The following is a 16,660-nucleotide window of genomic DNA, read 5'->3' as shown; positions in this document are numbered from 1 at the left end:
GATTCATGATACAATTTGAACTTGCAAAGTGACATTATTGTCACTTTGCAAGTTCAATTGTTGTAAACATATTCGGATTAGGGAAAATGAGAAGGACTTTTGTACCTTCGCCGTATGTTGATTTGACATTCACTTTTATACTTAGTCCTTCAGCTATTTCTTTCACAAGATATAATCCCATGCCCGTCGCAGTTGATTCCCTTTGATTCGTTGTAGAAGTAAAACCTCTTTCAAAAATTCTTGGTAAATCTCTTGCTTTTATACCTCTACCTTTATCTTCTATTACTAAATAAGTTTGACCGTGTTGTTCTCCAGATTTAATCAATATATCACTATTTTCAGTGTATTTTAAAGCATTACTTATAATTTGTCTCAAGATGGTACGGCACCATTTTTCGTCAGTATAGACTTCTGTATTATCTATTTTTATATCGTAACCGACACCTTTGGCAATGCTTATATTTCTACCATGCTGAATTTCTTTTATGACCATATTTTTCAGATTAAAGTGTCCAAAGTAAAAGTCATTAGATTTAGAAGTTAATCTTCTAATGTATAATTGTTGATCGAGTAAGTAATCGATACGACTCCACTCATACAATAAATCTTGCTTTAACTTTGTGTCTTCTATTTGATCTAACAATAATTTCATAGCAGTGATAGGTGTCTTCACTTCATGAATCCATTCTAATAAATCATTTTTAGTTTGCTTAAGTTCTTTATTCTGTTTATGAATAGTTGAACGACTCGTTTCTTCATAATCTTCAATATAGTTAAATATAATTTTTTCATAAGCAGAATGTTGTAAGTCTTTATGTTCCATTTCTTTTAGAGACATATTCGACTTTAAAGCATGATAAAACCTTGTTTCTCTTGAATAGATTAATAACAAAAAGATAACAAATAAAATAAGATTAACGCATATTAAATATTGAGCACTTTTTACAGATATCGCTACATCAAGCCAAGAAGTGATGAGAATCACAATTTGCATAGCTATAAAAAATATTATCCACGGCCATCTTTCTTTTAAAAACTGTCTAAGCATCCTATCCCTCCGGCTCGTGGGCAATATAACCCTTGCCTACTTTTGTTTCAATTAAATCATTTAAACCAATGTCCGTTAATTTTTTTCTTAGTCTATTAACATTTACTGTTAAAGTATTATCACTAACAAATTGCTCATCATCCCACAATGCGGTAATAATTGTATCTCTTGTTACGATTTCATTTTTATGATTAAGTAAAATTTCTAATATAAACATTTCATTTTTAGTAAGTGATATTTCAATATCATTTTTTTCTATAACATGCTTACCATAATCTACACGAGCTTTATTCCATAATTTCACACGAGGTTCTTCTTTATTATACTGATAGACCCTTCTATATATTGCCTGTAATTTCGCAACGAGTACTTCTGTGTGGAATGGCTTTTGTATAAAATCATCTGCACCTAGTTCCATACTCATGACTTGGTCCATAGGATGGTCTCTAGAAGATAAAAATATTATCGGCACATTAGATTGTTGCCTAATCATCCGACACCAGTAAAATCCATCATATTTAGGTAATTGAATATCAATAATAACCATTTCTGGTTCTATTTTTTGATACTCTTCAAATACTAAACTGAAATCATTAATACCATGAACAGACCAACCCCATTTCTCAAGTTGAGTTTGCATCGCTTTAAATAGTGTTTCATCATCTTCTATAATTAATAATTCCATTCTATCCCTCTACTTAGTATATTTTTTTGATTCTCCTGCCTCTGAACGTAATTGAAAATCTTTAATTCTACAATCAATCTCAAATCCTTTTAATGTAACATTATGAATAGGTGCTTGAGATAAATAATAAATCCCCCAAGGAATTCTAGGTATATAATTAAATAAATGAACCATAAATTCATTCGTTTCTTTAAAACGTCTAAATTCTAAAATGCCATTATCTTCGTACATATTTACAGCTAGTGTGCCGCCTACTACTTTAAATTGTATTATATCATCACCAATATCATGACGTTCTCTTTGTAATTGTAATAATGGTTTATTACTATGCTTAAAATAAATATAATAAGTATCTTTGTAATGTTTAATCCTTACAAGCGTGCCACTTGTTTCTTCTAACCATTCAAAATAGTATTCCATACCTTGTTCTAGATTCCATGAATACGGTAATGGCATACGATGTACACTTCTAACATCATCATATTTCGACCTTTGCAATTCAATAGAAACAGCAGGTCGTTTAATAGATTGTTCTGTTTCGATAACTTCTGTGCCGTATGATTTTAAAGTTTGAATTGTTTCTTGATCAAAAGGAGAGCCTGTAATATATATGATTTGTTTAACATTATTTGCTTTACATGCTCTTGCCATATTATCGCTAGCTATAATGTTTAAATTTCTTGCATTACTTTGAGTTAATTTTGCAGATTTTTTATTTGGATCTAAATAATATATTGCAATATCTATATCTTTTAATGCTTCTATCATATCTTTCAAAACAAAAATATCGCATTTTCTCCATAACACATCTTCTTCAGTCATATCTTCTTCATATTTTGTAATAGCATATAAATTGCCTATATCTTTTAAAGTATGAATTAAATGTTTACCTATATATCCTGAAGCACCAGAGATTAATACATTCGGTTTCATGTTGAAACACTCCTTTATTAACGGTCTTTACACATATGTTATACTGATTATAACTTTAAACTTTAATTACCCTAAATATAACACTGATTATAAATAATAAATAGAAATAGGAGATATTTTATGGAGGAAATCATTCGAGAAATTAGAATAAATGACGTTGAAAATTTCAACAAATTATTAGATAGCGTTATTAACCAGTCAGAATATCTTTTGTTCAATCCTGGTGAACATCAAATTTCTATACAAAACCAAACATTATTTTTAGAAGAGATGATTACTACAAGTAATTCTACTATAATCGTTGCTGAACTAAATGATGTCTTAATCGGTTATGTTACTATTCAAGGCGGTCGTACACATAGAAACCAACATTCTGCAAAATTAGCAATGGGTCTATTACCAACATTTAGAAATAAAGGAATCGGCTATAAATTACTACAAAAATCTGAGTCTTGGGCGATAGAAAGACAGCTCCATCGATTAGAGCTAACAGTTGTTACAGAAAATGAACCCGCCTACCGCTTATATGAGAAGTTTGGTTTTAAAAATGAAGGTAGAAAAAAAGATACTTTGTATTTTAATGAAAAATATTATGATGAATTTGTAATGGCTAAACTTTTATAAAATCATCCACCTATATAAAACTAACAGGCTAAGACAAATAATTGTCTTAGCCTGTTAGTTTTTATTTATCTTTTTTTACTACAGTTTCAGATTCACGCTTTGTATTATTTTCATATGGTGACTTATTAGTGTTCGCACCTAAGAACATCATTACATTATTATAATTTTTCTTAGCTTCTTTTAAGTTCATATGAAATTGATATTGGTGACGTAATCCGTGTGTACCATCAAAGAATGTTGTTGTTGTTTGAACATTATATTTTTTTAGTACATCGTTAAATTCTCTATTTTGTGGGTCAAATGGATCTGCATCCCCTACTGTTAAAAATGTAGGAGGATAATTATCTGTAATCTGTTCAACTGTAGATAATTGATTAATTTGAGAAAAGTTTCTTTCCCATTCTTCAGAGCCTGTGTAACTTGTCATAAATAAATCAATTCTAGGAAATTCCGTACTTCTAACAGTTTGCATATTATATAAACCACCGAATAATATAACACCTTTAAGGTATTTACGTTTAACTGTTGGTTTCATTTCCATTTGTTGTCGTAATTTTGGATTTGTTTGTAGTGCAACATATTGACTTGCAATCTGTGCACCGGCTGAGTCTCCACCATATACGATTTGTCTATGATCAATGTTAAATTTGTTTCTATTTTTGAGTGTATATTTTGTAGCTTGATCTAATTGTTGTATAGGCGTTGGGTATCTAGAAGCTGGTGCTAACGCGTAATTAACATTCACAATAATATATCCTTGCTCTGCAATTTGCGCTAAGTAAGGATTTTTATGCCTTTTATCGCCAGCTATAAATCCGCCCCCATGCGTCCAAAAAATAACAGGTAATTTTTCACCTTTTTTAATATTGGATGGTGTTATTATATCCATTTGGCTATTTGGAGCTTCGTGCCCATATGCCACATCGCGTGAAAGTTGAACTTTTTTGTTATTAAGTAGCAACTGGTTTGCCTTTTGAGCTTGCAACTGCATTTCACGTTGTTTATGTTCTTGATATTTGTTATAGATATAGAAACCGCTTATAACAACGATGATCACCACTATTAAAATAAACAATCGTCGTTTCTTTCTTTTCATATGTTCACTTCCTCATGTAAGAAGATAGTTTAACATATACAATAATTTTATGCGATATGTTTTTTGTTGTCTTTTTTCCTTAAAATATACTTAAATAATATAGCCGCACAGATAACTAAACCTATAACACCCATAGCTGGATATAATTTATCGATAAGTGATGAGAACCCAACAAAACTAAGTCCATAAGCTGCTACCATTGCTATAGTAAGTAATACAATATATTGTTTAGAAAAAGGCACTGTAAATCTAGCAGTAAATGAATACATTAGCCCTAATATTGTGTTATACATTACCATTAACATGATAATCGATAATGCTAAACCAACTATTGGAGAAATCGTTCTAGCTAAGGCTAAAGTTGGTATTTCTACTCCGATGATGTTTGGGTATTCTGATAGTAAACCTGAATTGATTAAACCTAATAATACTAAATAAATAACACCGCCGATAATTCCACCTAAACCTGAAATATGTCGTTTATCAGCATCGCCACCTATAGCGACTAAAGTACTAAATCCTACTGAAAATGCTAAACCACCGTAAATAAATCCTTGTAAAATCCCCCATAATAAACTTGGTTGTTTTACAGTTGAATTTATATCACTAATGCTTACATGACCATTCACAAAGAAATAGCCTGCAATAATTAGAATGACAATGATTAAGAATGGTGTTACGACACCCAAAGCTTTAACTATTTTATCAAAATCTAATAATAATGTTATATATATAACAATACACATTATTAACGCCCCCAACCAAGTTGGGACACTGAAACTTTCTTCAAATGCAGAGCCTGCGCCAGCAATCATCGTGACGGATATACCAAATAAGAAAAAGATTAATACATAATCAATCACGACACCGAATTTTCCGAATAAGTAATTAATAGTTGAGCTATGGTCATCAGCATCTAACGCCGTACCAATTTTCGCGACTTGTCTACCAAAGAAGGCCAACATAATCCCTGAAATAATAACGCCTATGTATCCATATAAGCCATAATGAGTGAAGAATTTCATCACTTCTTGACCAGTAGAAAATCCTGCACCTACCACGACTCCGACATAGGCAAAACCAATTTTAGTTGCTTCTTTTACATTTGACACAAATGTTCCTCCTCATTTAATTGAATCAACATATAATCTTATACCCACTGTTTTTAAAAATATTCATTAAGATTAAGAAAACCTCTTACTTAAGTAAGAGGTTTTATATTTTTACATTTATTGTTCACTTTTACTTTCTAAAGTTTTGCTATAGTTAGCTCTCGTAACTGTGAAACCAACAATTACAACTAAAGCTAATAATACAATAGCGAACCAATAAGACTGATGTAATCCAATAGTCATCGCTTGGTTTACATCTTCTGTTGTAGGGTTTTTAATGCCTTCTAAAGCTGCAGTTTGTCCACCGTTCATAATACTCACAAATACTGCAATACCTAATGCTCCACCTATTGGTTGAAGCATATTAGATACAGCTGTTCCGTGTGGATACATTTCTTTAGGTAACGCATTTAAAGCATTAGTATTAGCAGGCATAAGTACAGCTGATATACTGACCATCAATATAATATAAACAAGTACAAATACCCATACCGATATACCTGGATGAATGTTTGCGTAAAAAATAGACACACCTAATAATAAAAGTAATCCCGGTACAACTAGTTTTCTTGGCCCAACTTTATCAAAAATAGCTCCCATAAACGGTGAAAGGAAACCATTTAATAATGCACCAGGTAATAGAATGAGACCAGCTACTTTTGCACTAAAGCCCATTGGACCTTGTAGATACATAGGCATTACAATTTCCGAAGCAAACATCGTCATAATAACAGCAACGAATATGATAACACCTTTAGTATAATTATGATATTTAAATACTCTTAAATCCAATACTGGCTCTTCAAGTTTAAATTGTCTTAAAACAAATAAAACGATTGAAATTGCGCCCACGATCAATGTAATGTAGATGGCTGGATTCGTAAAACCACCTTCAATTGAACTAACTGATGAAACGCTGTATATGATACCAGCAATACCTACTGTAGACATTACAATTGATGCAATATCGACTTTTGGTTTTGTAACCTCTCCTACATTTTGTAAATATTTATAAGCAAATATAAATGTAAATAACATAAATGGAAGAACAATTAAAAATAACCATCTCCAACCTAGGTAATCAACGATAACTCCCGATAACGTTGGGCCTAATGCTGGAGCAAACATTATAACTAAACCAAATTGACCCATAATCTTCCCGCGTTCACTTTCTTTATAAAGCATCAGCATGGCGTTCATAACAGTAGGTATCATAAGTCCCGTACCTGCAGCTTGAACCATTCTTCCGACTAATAACATTGGGAAATTCAATGCCAATCCCGCAATTAATGTTCCAATTGAGAATATAACAACTAACCCTAAAAATAGTTTTCTTGTGGGGAACCACTGGTTAACGATTGCTGATAACGGCGTTAACACACCCATTACCAACATGAAACCAGTTGCCATCCATTGCACAGTTGGTGCATCTACATTAAATACAGACATTAGCTCTTTTAATGCTATATTCAAAAGTGTTTCATTTAAAATCATAAAAAATGTTCCCACTAGGAACACTATCATTATGATTCTTCTCTTAAATTTATTATCCATGTCTTTCTCCTAATTTTTATTTTTTTAACTTTCCTATGATGCCATAAAAAATAAACCTAGTCAATTGACTAGGTTTAAGCGTTATTGAATTTAGACAGTTGAGAAAAATCAACTACAACTTGATCCATACGCTTAGCAGTTTCTTTCATTATGTTTCTTGCTACTTTATTTTCTGGATCTAATTTTAAAATTTGTTTACTTAAGTCAAAAGCTTGTTTATCAGTCAGCAAAGGTTCAGGAATAGCATGTAATAAAAGCATCTGTAACAAACTCTTCACTTCCTTATGTTCTGTAAGAATCATAGAACGCTCTGCGTGATAATAAGCTGTATGGAAAGCACCTTCATGATCACTATATGGATATACATGTAGAAGAAATGCTAAATCGTGTAATTCATTCGTTTCTTCTCTTTTTATGCAATCGAGTATAAAAGTATAAAACATTGTACTTTCATCTTCATGAGCTGCTGAAATAAAGTGTTCTTCAAATTCTAAGAAATCCACTTCGGACATCAATCTATATGCAGTATCAAATTCGCCACTTAATATATGACCTTTAATCAAATCTTTCATTCAATGTCCTCCTTCTCTCTATGCAACATCTATCGAAGTTAACTCTCAATTTTATGGTTAAAAATATTATAACACGTTTTTATTATAAATACTTTCAAAAACTGGTATATTTTAAATTTTAAAATAAATATGATGGTGATATTTGCATCTATGATTAAATCTTGCAGAACAGTGCGGACATACCTCACTTAACATATAATCATTAATGGACATTGTTTGATTACAGACACCGCATAAAATTGCTTGTTCATCAAATTCATCTTTTTCCCATCTTATTATTTCATGATTTTCATTTTCATTATGACATTTATAACATGGATAAAACTTATTACAGCATTTAAATTTTATTGCTATGATATCAAGTGGCGTATGGTAATGTGTACATCTCGACTCATCGTCAACAGTTAAACCGTGTATGTTAACCATGTGTACCTCCTCAATTTATAATATTTAAAACTTCTCATAATAAAGTATACTTTGTCAATTTTATACGCTTTGACTTTTAATGTTTTATGTTATATATTTATATATGAACACATATTCATATGAAAAGGAGTACACTATGACACAATCTAATTTATTAGATGAAGAAACATTATTATTAGTTTCTCAAACATTTAAAGCATTGAGCGATCCAACTCGCGTAAAAATATTGCATTTACTATGTACTGGTCGTCATTCTGTAGGCTGTATAGCAGAAACACTTTCTTTAAGTCAGTCTTCTGTTTCTCACCAACTTAGATTTTTAAAAAATTTAAGACTGGTTAAATTCGATCGCGAAGGAAAAAGTATTTATTATTCTATAGATGATGACCATGTGATTTTACTGCTAAAGCAAGCTATAGAGCATGCTAAACATTAAATATATTTGGGGGTAAAATTTATGTCACACGATCATCACCACGATCATGCACATAACCATGTGCATACTAATAACAAAAAAATATTGCTCATTTCGTTTATTATTATTGGTTTATTTATGATAGTAGAGGTAATTGGTGGTTATATTACAAATAGTTTAGCTCTGTTATCAGATGCTGGTCATATGTTAAGTGATGCTATTTCACTATTTATAGCACTTATGGCGTTTAAATTTGGCGAACGCGTTGCAAATCATAAGAAAACTTACGGGTATCGCAGGTTTGAAATACTAGCTGCATTAATTAATGGTGTACTTTTAATCGCCATTAGTTTATATATTTTTTACGAAGCTTTTGAAAGATTTTTCAATCCTCCTGAAGTGGCATCAACTGGGATGCTTATAATCAGTACAATAGGTTTAATAGTGAACTTATTCATAGCTTGGTTAATGTTTAAAGGCTCTGACACGAAAGATAATTTAAATATGAGAGGCGCTTTTATACATGTACTCGGTGATTTATTAGGGTCTGTCGGTGCAATTGCAGCAGCTTTAATTATGATTATATTTGGTTGGAGATTAGCCGATCCAATCGCAAGTGTTATTGTGGCACTTCTTATTATTAAGAGTGGCTATGGGGTTACAAAATCAGCACTCAACGTGTTAATGGAAGGTACGCCGCCAAACATCGATGTTAACGAAATAACCGAAACTATTAAATCACATCCTGACATTATAGATATACATGATTTACACATCTGGTCAATAACAAGTGACTTAACAGCTTTAAGTTGTCATGCTGTTGTAGATAGCCAAAAAACTGTCTCAGAATGTGACAATATAATAGAAGAAATCAATCACAAATTAAGTCATAAATCTATTCATCATGCGACAATACAGTTAGAAACACCAAATCATCAACATGACGATTCATTATTATGTTGTATGGAAACAACTGAACATGTGCATTAAATTAAATATTATAAAGCCTTCCCTTTAAGTATCTACTTTAAAAGGAAGGCTTTTTATTTAAATAAATGATTCAAATATCAATTCTTTTCCTGGAACGTTCTTTTCTTCGAAGCCATCTAAAAATGCTTGGTTATCATATGGTACTTTAATACGTTCAACATTTATTGCACCATCTTTAACTTCAACGATACCATACACGGCGTAAGCACCGTTGTTAAGGCCTACTGAACCAGGGTTAAAATAAATCGTCTCAATATCATCAAAATGGTGTAACACATGATTGTGTCCAAATGTAACAAAGTCTGCATCTATACCATTAAATAAGCCATGAACATGTTCTAAAGATGGTTCAACGATTGGTTGAAACGGATCTTCACTTATATGCTTATCCATATCTTCTTCTAATATACGATAATGGGTAAAGTAAAAATTCAGTCCATCTATTTCTTTTGTGATTTCTCGGTCTAATTGATCTAAAAAAGTATAAAATTTAGAATCAAGATGTTCTACTATCCATTGATGGTGTTCGTAAAATTTATTTTTAAGACTTTCAGGATATGTTTCATTATGAGCTACTGCCATAATTGCTTCATCATGATTTCCAGCAATATTGGTCATATCCTTGCGATTTGTAACAAGGTCCAATACTTCATTCGTCTTATGACCAACTCCGATATTATCACCTAAATTATAAATGTGTTCTATATCAGAACGACTATCTATATCCTTTATTACCGCTTCTAAAGCATCATAATTACCATGTATATCTGTTAAAATAGCAAATTTAACCATAATACATCTCCTTAAATCACACTATTATTGTTGATTCACTGCTTCTGTTATATCTATATTTCCAGTAACAACTTGGAATTCTTTTCCGATTGTACCATCGTTATTTAAAACAGCTTGTATAACTGAAGCAACGTCTTGGCGAGGGACTTCTCCACGTTCAACTTCTCCTGCTATTTCAACTTTTCCAGTGCCCTCATTATTAGTTAATAAGCCAGGATGTACAATTGTATAAGGTAGTTCAGATCTTCTTAAATGATCATCTGCATAATGTTTTGCGATTGTATAAGGTTTTAAATCGCCTTCGAATGCTGAACGTCTTGTATCAAATGATGAAACGAGAACGAAGTGTTCAATATTAGCTCGTTTACTTGCTTCTATTGATTTCACAGCACCATCTAAATCAATAATAATTGTTTGGTCAGCACCAGTGTGTCCACCAGAACCAGCAGTGAAAACAACTTTATCTGCATCTTTAATTTTTTCAGCAATATCATCAATATCGTCATACTCTAAATCAAGAGAAGCTGTTTTAGCGCCTATTTCTTCAAAATAGCTAGCTTGGCTCGTTTTTCTTATTCCTGCTGTTACTTGATTACCTTCTTCTACTAAATCTTTTACAAGTAATCTACCGATTTGTCCATTTGCACCTATAACGAATATATTCATATAAAACACTCCTTATATTTTTTCATGGATAAATTGATAATTATGCAATCTATCCGATGTAATAACTCTTTTTGTTACTTCATATGGTTTCTCATAGTTCATATCTGATACAACTATATTACCATTTGAGTGTACTTCTTTTACAATTGCTACATGACCTAAATCACCATAATCTGTTTGCAGTATAGAACCTTTTGCTGGCTTACCATTCACTTTAAAGCCATCTTTTTTAGCCCTTTCCGCCCAGTGTTTAGCATCTCCCCACGAAGTTGGGATTCTTTTATCTATTTTTAAGCGTTCTTCAAATACATAAAAAGTACATTGTCCTTCTTGATAGAAATTACCTAGTGAACGGTCATCAGTTTTATCTTTTTGTTTAATTTGTTCTGTTCGTGATGCTATTTCTTTTTGTCGCATTTCTTTTTGAATATTATCAACATATTGGGTTACAAAGTTGAAGCCACCTTGTTGCTTGAATAAGATAAGCATCGTAATGATTATAACCCAAGTAACGATAAACATCGTGAAACGAAATAACTTCTTCATAGCTCACTCCTAAATTTAATCTACCCTCAATATATGAGTAATTTAATATGATATCAAACAAACTGCTTATTATGATAATTATATTAACTTTATCTTCATCCATATTTTTGACAATATTATGACATTTATAAAACTTTTTATGTTACGCTATTGATATAAAATAGAATACGGAGTGATCAATATGTTTGAATTTCATTTAGATTATTGGCGAAATGGTCGAGGACTTCATTTAAAGACAGTTCTCCTTTCAATATTAACGTCAATTGTTCTTGGTATCATCATGTTAGTGCCAGGTGTTATATTTTTAATAGGTGCCATTAGCATGATATCTTCTCAAGATTTCTCTGGCGAGCCTTCAGGCGGAGGTATCGTAGCCTTTTTAATATCTATGGTAATAGGTTTTATCGTTAGTTTATTATTATATGTTTTTGTCTTAATACCTATGACTTATGGGTTCTTAAAATATTATAAAGATACAGACTTAGGACGTGCGCCAAGATTTTCTGATTTGTTATTATTCTTCAAGAAAGGTAAATACGTAAAGACACTTAAACTAACTGCAATTATGTTTGTCATTTCTGTTGCATTAGCAATTGTATTATATATCGTTGTGTTTATTGTAGAATTGATATTTATCGCGATATTTGGTACTTCAGCTGCGTTTATAAACGAAAATAACTTTGGTGCTATGTCAGTATCATTCTTAATTATTATGTTACTTATGATGTTAATCATCTTTGCGCTTTACATACCAATTTATTATGTTGTCATTTTCTTAGTTAATACGGTTCTTGTACATATTGACCAACAATCACTGCCAACACTAAATAAATTATCTATAGGTTGGAACATTACAAGTAAAGGTCCTAAAAGTGCGTGGAAATTACTATTTAGTAATGTATTATATTTCATTGTTGCTTATATCATACTCGCTATAATCGCAGTTATTACCGCGCTTATAATATCATTACTTCCTGACGTACTAAAAATATTACTTGGCATCTTCGCTTATATTTTCGCATTTGTTTATTTAATAGCTATGAGTTATATCATGTACGGAAGTGCAATGAACTTCTATCATAAAAATAAAAATGCACTATACCCACAAAATGATCAACCTGATGAATAAATGATTAATAAAAAACTGAGAATCAAACCTTTAATTTGGTGATTCTCAGTTTTTTTCATTATTTTATTAAAGAAATTAAACCGTATAAAGTCTGGTATTCATAGTCAGGTTCAACATCGATATGTTCAAACTCCGTCAAATATCTATTAATCCATGCTGTCTTATATCCAAAATTCTGGGCACCAATAATATCCCATTTATTAGAAGAAACAAATAAAATATCTTCTTTGTTTAAATCTAATTTTTCATATAAATATTTATAACTGTTTGAATCTGGCTTATAAAGTCCTATTTCTTCTAAAGCTACAATATGTTTAAATTTATCTTCTATATATGCATGTTCTAAAACAGTTAATACCATCTCTTCATTTCCATTGCTAAATACAATCTTATCTATATTCTCTAACTGATTTAAAACTTGTTCAGTTTCAGGAAAAGCTTCTAGCTTATTATATTCGTTTACACATTCAGATACATCTTCTGAATCGTAATCATATTCATTTCTATCTAATACATACTCAAGTGAGTCTTTTACTACGAGACTGAAAGGTTTATATTGATTTACTAATTGTCTTACGTGAATATATTCAATTAACTTTTGTCGCCAAGCTTTTGCGATTTTTTCTCCGTTGCCCGGAAATAACTTCTCACACTTATTTTTAACACTATCGATATCAAATAATGTTCCATATATATCAAATACTATCGCTTTAATCATAGTATCACTCCTTCAAACGAGTACTATTATTAATATATCCGAACATTATTATTTCAATCGTTCCAAATAAATTGTGCACTACTTACATCTACGTAAATTACACGGCTAAAATATGACTTCTAACCAAAATAATTCTCCTAACCCGTTATTTTTAAACTAACAGATTAGGAGAATTATTTTTGTATGAGATTCTTATGTTTTATTCAGATAAAAATTTAAGTTTTAAAAATTCTGCTGCACCATTTTCGAGGTTAGATAATTGTGTTACTTCTTTACCTAGTAGCTTAATATGATCTGGTGCATTTTTCATTACGATAGGATTATCTACATGTTCTAACATTTGTCTGTCATTATCACTATCACCAATAGCATAAGTTATAGCATCTTCTTCTATTTCGAAATGCGTTAAAACTTTTTGAATAGCTGTCGCTTTATTAACGCCTTTAGGCATTGTTTCTAAATTACAAGGTGTTGAATTTGATATTGATATATTTAAAGTTTCTTTTAAAGGTTCAACTATTTTTTCCCATCTATCGATATCAGTGTGAAACTTTTTGAAGAAATAGATTTTAGAATAGGCATCATTTGGTATTTCATCTACCCAAGTGATTTTATCTTTCATTGCTTCTAATCTCGATTTCCATTCATTAATTTCTACATCTGCATCATCTGACTGCTCAAGTTCTGAAACTAATAATGCTTTATCACGATTTAAAGCTATTCTATCTTTATGATAAGGGAATAACTCATAATATATTTGGTGTTCTTCAGCTAAATCAATTAATTTATGTACTGTATCCATTTCTAACTGATATTTAAATATTTCTTCACCATCAATATAACCAACTGCTCCATTTGAAGATAAAATACCATCTACTTCAAAATCATCTGGCACAAGATAGTGTATCTCGTCATATGCGCGACCGGTTGCTAGAAAGACTTTCACACCTTTATTACGTACCTCTTTAATAATTTGAGTTGTGTAATTTGTTACTCTATTATCTTCATTTAAAATCGTACCGTCCATGTCTAAAAAAACTACTTGCGTTGTCATGTATAATCCTCCAAAGTTTATTTCCATTATTATTATTTCACGGAAGATTTATTTAATCAATTTTTTAGACTTTAGATAAAATTGGACGTCCACTTTTAAAAGTTACATCTACTTCTATATTGAATAAATCACTCATAGTTTCTGAATTAACAACTGATTCAATGCCCCCTGAAGCAAATACTTGTCCTTCTTTCAGCAACAATATATGTTTGAACACTGGCAATACCTCTTCTAAATGATGCGTTACATAAATCATTGTCGGACCATTTTTATCTTGACCGATATTCCCAATTCTTTCTAATAAATCCTCTCTTGCAACAAAATCTAAGCCATTAGTCGGTTCGTCTAAAATAAGTAACCTAGGTTCTGACATTAAAGCTCTACCAATTAACACACGTGTTTGTTCACCTTGAGATAATGTACTAAATCTTCTATTTATATATGGTGTAATACCTAGCATCGCACAAATTTCTTCAGCTTTATTTCTAATCTCATCTGTAGGATCCTCGTATACACCAATTGAAGCATACGCTCCGCTAATAACAGTTGTAAAAGCATTATCTTCTTGACGCATTTTTTTAAATAACGATTGTGAGACGTAACCGATTTGCTTTCGAATATTATCCGCTGAGTAACCTGGTTTGCCTTGTTTCATATCTAATATTTCAAATTCACCAGACGATGGCGCTGTATAAGCATTTATAATATCTAATATAGTAGATTTACCTGCTCCATTTAAACCGTACAACACCCAATGATCCCCATCGTTTATTTCCCAAGAAATATCTTTTAATATGTAATTACCTTCACGTATCCAGTTGATATTTTTTAAATCAAGTAACATTTTGTCATCCCCTCAAAGTTTTCATAATATTCACTCATTGTACATGAAATTACTTTGATGTTAAAGACCGGGATTCTAACAAGACTCTCATAAAAGAAGGAGTCTAAAACATAAATAACTGTCTCAGACTCCTTGATTATAATTTTCTATTTTAATTCTAATTCTAACCGAACCATATCTTTGCACTGTATGCCATTCTCATAAATGGGCTCATCATAATATTTTATAAAGTAATCAATATCAATGGACTTCATTCTAAAGCCTGCTTGTTGATATAGCTTTAATTGCCCAATCCCTGAATTACCAGTACCAACAGTAACAGTGTGACAATCTAAATTTTTAGCTACTTCAATAATATAATTTATTAACTGTTTACCTATACCTTGATGTTGATAATGTGCATCCACAGCTAAGTTTACAAGTTCAAATGTATTTGGCCTCGTTAATAATCCAACTACAATACCTACTGGTTGTCCTTCTTTAACAAATGCAAATACTTCTCCACGTGAAGTATAATCATTTATTGCTTTTTGATTATCATCTGCTAATGAAAGCAACTCATAATGCTTATCAGTTAACAATTTGCATGTTTGGATCATCACATTCACCTACAGCTTTTATTTAGTAGAAGTTTTTTTCCTTTTTATAAACCAAATTATAAAAATTACCGCACTTACTGCAATAACTGCGTACATAATATTTGAATAAACATCCATATAATTTACAATTTGGTGCCAATTATTTCCTACTTTTGCTCCGACTAGAACAAGTACTAAGTTCCAAATTAATGTACCTAACGTCGTTAACACTAAAAACAGCCATTGATTCATACCACTCATACCGGCTGGGATTGATATTAAACTTCTAATAAGTGGAATAAACCTACAGAAAAATACTGTCCAAGGTCCATATTTATCAAACCAAGCATCAGCTTTTCTAACATCTTCTTTTGTTAATCTTAAATACTTTCCCCATTTTTCAATGATTCGTTCAAGACGTTCAACGTTGAGAATACGACCAATCCAATATAATATGACAGCTCCACCTACAGAACCAATCGTCGATGCTACGACCACACCGAATATAGATAATTCGGATTTAGTCGTCATAAACCCTCCAAAGGTCAAAATGACTTCAGATGGTATAGGTGGAAATACATTCTCAACTAATATTAATAAGGCTATACCAAAATAGCCAAACTGTTCCATTACACTTGTTATCCAACTCTCCATTAATAGACTCCTTTAAGTTGTTTTCAATAATTTATTACCGTATTACATAAAACATAAACCATAAATTCAAAAAATTAAAAATAAAAGTTAAACTCCATTATATAACATTACAAGTGTGTTAGTGTCGGACTTTAGTATGAACATTTAATTAACGATTGTTATTTAAAATTTTCAGATTAATTAGAAATATTCAATAATTTACTTTATACTCTTATTATAACATT

General features: G+C 31.1%; 20 protein-coding genes. 4 read left to right on the top strand and 16 right to left on the bottom strand.

Annotated elements, in window-relative coordinates; translation table 11 throughout:
• Positions 1-40 precede the first annotated feature (40 nt).
• Genes LQ688_RS12585 through LQ688_RS12575 form a run of 3 tightly spaced genes read right to left on the bottom strand, consistent with a single transcriptional unit; the run spans position 41 to position 2,666 of the window.
• Positions 41-1,048, bottom strand: a complete 1,008-nt coding sequence (locus tag LQ688_RS12585; RefSeq protein WP_016998476.1) for a sensor histidine kinase — start codon at positions 1,046-1,048, stop codon at positions 41-43.
• Position 1,049: 1 nt separating this feature from the next.
• On the bottom strand, positions 1,050-1,733 hold the full coding sequence (locus tag LQ688_RS12580) for a response regulator transcription factor (RefSeq protein ID WP_016998477.1): 684 nt from the start codon (positions 1,731-1,733) through the stop codon (positions 1,050-1,052).
• 9 nt (positions 1,734-1,742) lie between these two features.
• A complete protein-coding gene (locus LQ688_RS12575) occupies positions 1,743-2,666 on the bottom strand; it encodes an NAD-dependent epimerase/dehydratase family protein (protein WP_239752838.1) in 924 nt (307 codons plus the stop codon).
• A gap of 120 nt (positions 2,667-2,786) precedes the next feature.
• Between LQ688_RS12575 and LQ688_RS12570 the strand changes: the two genes are divergently transcribed.
• Complete coding sequence (locus tag LQ688_RS12570; protein ID WP_016998479.1) at positions 2,787-3,290, top strand: GNAT family N-acetyltransferase; 504 nt, start codon at positions 2,787-2,789, stop codon at positions 3,288-3,290.
• Positions 3,291-3,351: 61 nt separating this feature from the next.
• Here the strand turns inward: LQ688_RS12570 and LQ688_RS12565 are convergent, their stop codons facing one another.
• From LQ688_RS12565 to LQ688_RS12545, 5 genes are all read right to left on the bottom strand, one after another.
• Positions 3,352-4,386, bottom strand: coding sequence for an alpha/beta hydrolase (locus tag LQ688_RS12565; RefSeq protein ID WP_239724386.1), 1,035 nt, complete (start codon positions 4,384-4,386; stop codon positions 3,352-3,354).
• 47 nt (positions 4,387-4,433) lie between these two features.
• The gene (locus LQ688_RS12560) at positions 4,434-5,498 is read right to left on the bottom strand and encodes a YkvI family membrane protein (RefSeq protein ID WP_016998481.1); all 1,065 of its coding nucleotides are present in this window, start codon (positions 5,496-5,498) and stop codon (positions 4,434-4,436) included.
• Between the two features lie 117 nt (positions 5,499-5,615).
• Positions 5,616-7,052 carry an MDR family MFS transporter gene (locus LQ688_RS12555; RefSeq protein ID WP_016998482.1) on the bottom strand — a complete coding sequence of 479 codons (1,437 nt, stop codon included), beginning with the start codon at positions 7,050-7,052 and terminating at the stop codon, positions 5,616-5,618.
• 74 nt (positions 7,053-7,126) lie between these two features.
• Complete coding sequence (locus LQ688_RS12550) at positions 7,127-7,624, bottom strand: hypothetical protein (RefSeq protein ID WP_016998483.1); 498 nt, start codon at positions 7,622-7,624, stop codon at positions 7,127-7,129.
• Between the two features lie 111 nt (positions 7,625-7,735).
• Positions 7,736-8,050, bottom strand: coding sequence for a CHY zinc finger protein (locus LQ688_RS12545; RefSeq protein WP_239724387.1), 315 nt, complete (start codon positions 8,048-8,050; stop codon positions 7,736-7,738).
• Positions 8,051-8,186: 136 nt separating this feature from the next.
• On the opposite strand from LQ688_RS12545, the gene LQ688_RS12540 reads away from it, so the two are divergent.
• Positions 8,187-8,486 (top strand): ArsR/SmtB family transcription factor, encoded by a 300-nt coding sequence (locus LQ688_RS12540; RefSeq protein WP_082892515.1) that lies wholly within the window; start codon positions 8,187-8,189, stop codon positions 8,484-8,486.
• Between the two features lie 21 nt (positions 8,487-8,507).
• Positions 8,508-9,455: a cation diffusion facilitator family transporter gene (locus tag LQ688_RS12535; RefSeq protein ID WP_064205086.1), complete on the top strand. Its 948-nt coding sequence runs from the start codon at positions 8,508-8,510 to the stop codon at positions 9,453-9,455.
• Between the two features lie 57 nt (positions 9,456-9,512).
• Here the strand turns inward: LQ688_RS12535 and LQ688_RS12530 are convergent, their stop codons facing one another.
• The 3 genes from LQ688_RS12530 to LQ688_RS12520 are packed head-to-tail and all read right to left on the bottom strand — an operon-like array spanning position 9,513 to position 11,459.
• Positions 9,513-10,247 (bottom strand): metallophosphoesterase family protein, encoded by a 735-nt coding sequence (locus LQ688_RS12530; protein ID WP_103269332.1) that lies wholly within the window; start codon positions 10,245-10,247, stop codon positions 9,513-9,515.
• Between the two features lie 24 nt (positions 10,248-10,271).
• The gene (locus tag LQ688_RS12525; protein ID WP_070044995.1) at positions 10,272-10,913 is read right to left on the bottom strand and encodes an SDR family oxidoreductase; all 642 of its coding nucleotides are present in this window, start codon (positions 10,911-10,913) and stop codon (positions 10,272-10,274) included.
• A 12-nt stretch (positions 10,914-10,925) separates the two neighbouring features.
• Positions 10,926-11,459, bottom strand: coding sequence for a CHAP domain-containing protein (locus LQ688_RS12520; RefSeq protein ID WP_016998489.1), 534 nt, complete (start codon positions 11,457-11,459; stop codon positions 10,926-10,928).
• Positions 11,460-11,640: 181 nt separating this feature from the next.
• On the opposite strand from LQ688_RS12520, the gene LQ688_RS12515 reads away from it, so the two are divergent.
• Positions 11,641-12,588 (top strand): hypothetical protein, encoded by a 948-nt coding sequence (locus LQ688_RS12515; RefSeq protein ID WP_228064739.1) that lies wholly within the window; start codon positions 11,641-11,643, stop codon positions 12,586-12,588.
• A 58-nt stretch (positions 12,589-12,646) separates the two neighbouring features.
• On the opposite strand, the gene LQ688_RS12510 is transcribed toward LQ688_RS12515, so the two are convergent.
• The 5 genes from LQ688_RS12510 to LQ688_RS12490 all read right to left on the bottom strand — a co-directional run bounded on the left by LQ688_RS12510 (position 12,647) and on the right by LQ688_RS12490 (position 16,436).
• Entirely contained in the window at positions 12,647-13,306 is a 660-nt protein-coding gene (locus LQ688_RS12510) for a haloacid dehalogenase type II (RefSeq protein WP_239724388.1), read from the bottom strand.
• Between the two features lie 199 nt (positions 13,307-13,505).
• The gene (locus LQ688_RS12505) at positions 13,506-14,360 is read right to left on the bottom strand and encodes an HAD family hydrolase (RefSeq protein ID WP_218688299.1); all 855 of its coding nucleotides are present in this window, start codon (positions 14,358-14,360) and stop codon (positions 13,506-13,508) included.
• Between the two features lie 64 nt (positions 14,361-14,424).
• Positions 14,425-15,204 (bottom strand): ABC transporter ATP-binding protein, encoded by a 780-nt coding sequence (locus LQ688_RS12500; protein WP_147640843.1) that lies wholly within the window; start codon positions 15,202-15,204, stop codon positions 14,425-14,427.
• 146 nt (positions 15,205-15,350) lie between these two features.
• Entirely contained in the window at positions 15,351-15,803 is a 453-nt protein-coding gene (locus LQ688_RS12495) for a GNAT family N-acetyltransferase (protein ID WP_239724389.1), read from the bottom strand.
• Positions 15,804-15,821: 18 nt separating this feature from the next.
• Positions 15,822-16,436, bottom strand: coding sequence for a DedA family protein (locus LQ688_RS12490; RefSeq protein WP_135022354.1), 615 nt, complete (start codon positions 16,434-16,436; stop codon positions 15,822-15,824).
• Between the last annotated feature and the right edge of the window lie 224 nt (positions 16,437-16,660).

The sequence above is a fragment of the Mammaliicoccus sp. J-M40 genome, from assembly GCF_022386395.1.
Taxonomy (GTDB): domain Bacteria; phylum Bacillota; class Bacilli; order Staphylococcales; family Staphylococcaceae; genus Mammaliicoccus; species Mammaliicoccus lentus.
This window is presented reverse-complemented; position numbering and strand designations above follow the sequence as displayed.

Bases quoted from the DNA above. Each gene is read 5' to 3' on its own strand.
- LQ688_RS12585 (WP_016998476.1), bottom strand. From the start codon at position 1,048: ATGCTTAGACAGTTTTTAAAAGAAAGATGGCCGTGGATAATATTTTTT.
- LQ688_RS12580 (WP_016998477.1), bottom strand. From the start codon at position 1,733: ATGGAATTATTAATTATAGAAGATGATGAAACACTATTTAAAGCGATG.
- LQ688_RS12575 (WP_239752838.1), bottom strand. From the start codon at position 2,666: ATGAAACCGAATGTATTAATCTCTGGTGCTTCAGGATATATAGGTAAA.
- LQ688_RS12570 (WP_016998479.1), top strand. From the start codon at position 2,787: ATGGAGGAAATCATTCGAGAAATTAGAATAAATGACGTTGAAAATTTC.
- LQ688_RS12565 (WP_239724386.1), bottom strand. From the start codon at position 4,386: ATGAAAAGAAAGAAACGACGATTGTTTATTTTAATAGTGGTGATCATC.
- LQ688_RS12555 (WP_016998482.1), bottom strand. From the start codon at position 7,052: ATGGATAATAAATTTAAGAGAAGAATCATAATGATAGTGTTCCTAGTG.
- LQ688_RS12550 (WP_016998483.1), bottom strand. From the start codon at position 7,624: ATGAAAGATTTGATTAAAGGTCATATATTAAGTGGCGAATTTGATACT.
- LQ688_RS12545 (WP_239724387.1), bottom strand. From the start codon at position 8,050: ATGGTTAACATACACGGTTTAACTGTTGACGATGAGTCGAGATGTACA.
- LQ688_RS12540 (WP_082892515.1), top strand. From the start codon at position 8,187: ATGACACAATCTAATTTATTAGATGAAGAAACATTATTATTAGTTTCT.
- LQ688_RS12535 (WP_064205086.1), top strand. From the start codon at position 8,508: ATGTCACACGATCATCACCACGATCATGCACATAACCATGTGCATACT.
- LQ688_RS12530 (WP_103269332.1), bottom strand. From the start codon at position 10,247: ATGGTTAAATTTGCTATTTTAACAGATATACATGGTAATTATGATGCT.
- LQ688_RS12525 (WP_070044995.1), bottom strand. From the start codon at position 10,913: ATGAATATATTCGTTATAGGTGCAAATGGACAAATCGGTAGATTACTT.
- LQ688_RS12520 (WP_016998489.1), bottom strand. From the start codon at position 11,459: ATGAAGAAGTTATTTCGTTTCACGATGTTTATCGTTACTTGGGTTATA.
- LQ688_RS12515 (WP_228064739.1), top strand. From the start codon at position 11,641: ATGTTTGAATTTCATTTAGATTATTGGCGAAATGGTCGAGGACTTCAT.
- LQ688_RS12510 (WP_239724388.1), bottom strand. From the start codon at position 13,306: ATGATTAAAGCGATAGTATTTGATATATATGGAACATTATTTGATATC.
- LQ688_RS12505 (WP_218688299.1), bottom strand. From the start codon at position 14,360: ATGACAACGCAAGTAGTTTTTTTAGACATGGACGGTACGATTTTAAAT.
- LQ688_RS12500 (WP_147640843.1), bottom strand. From the start codon at position 15,204: ATGTTACTTGATTTAAAAAATATCAACTGGATACGTGAAGGTAATTAC.
- LQ688_RS12495 (WP_239724389.1), bottom strand. From the start codon at position 15,803: ATGATCCAAACATGCAAATTGTTAACTGATAAGCATTATGAGTTGCTT.
- LQ688_RS12490 (WP_135022354.1), bottom strand. From the start codon at position 16,436: ATGGAGAGTTGGATAACAAGTGTAATGGAACAGTTTGGCTATTTTGGT.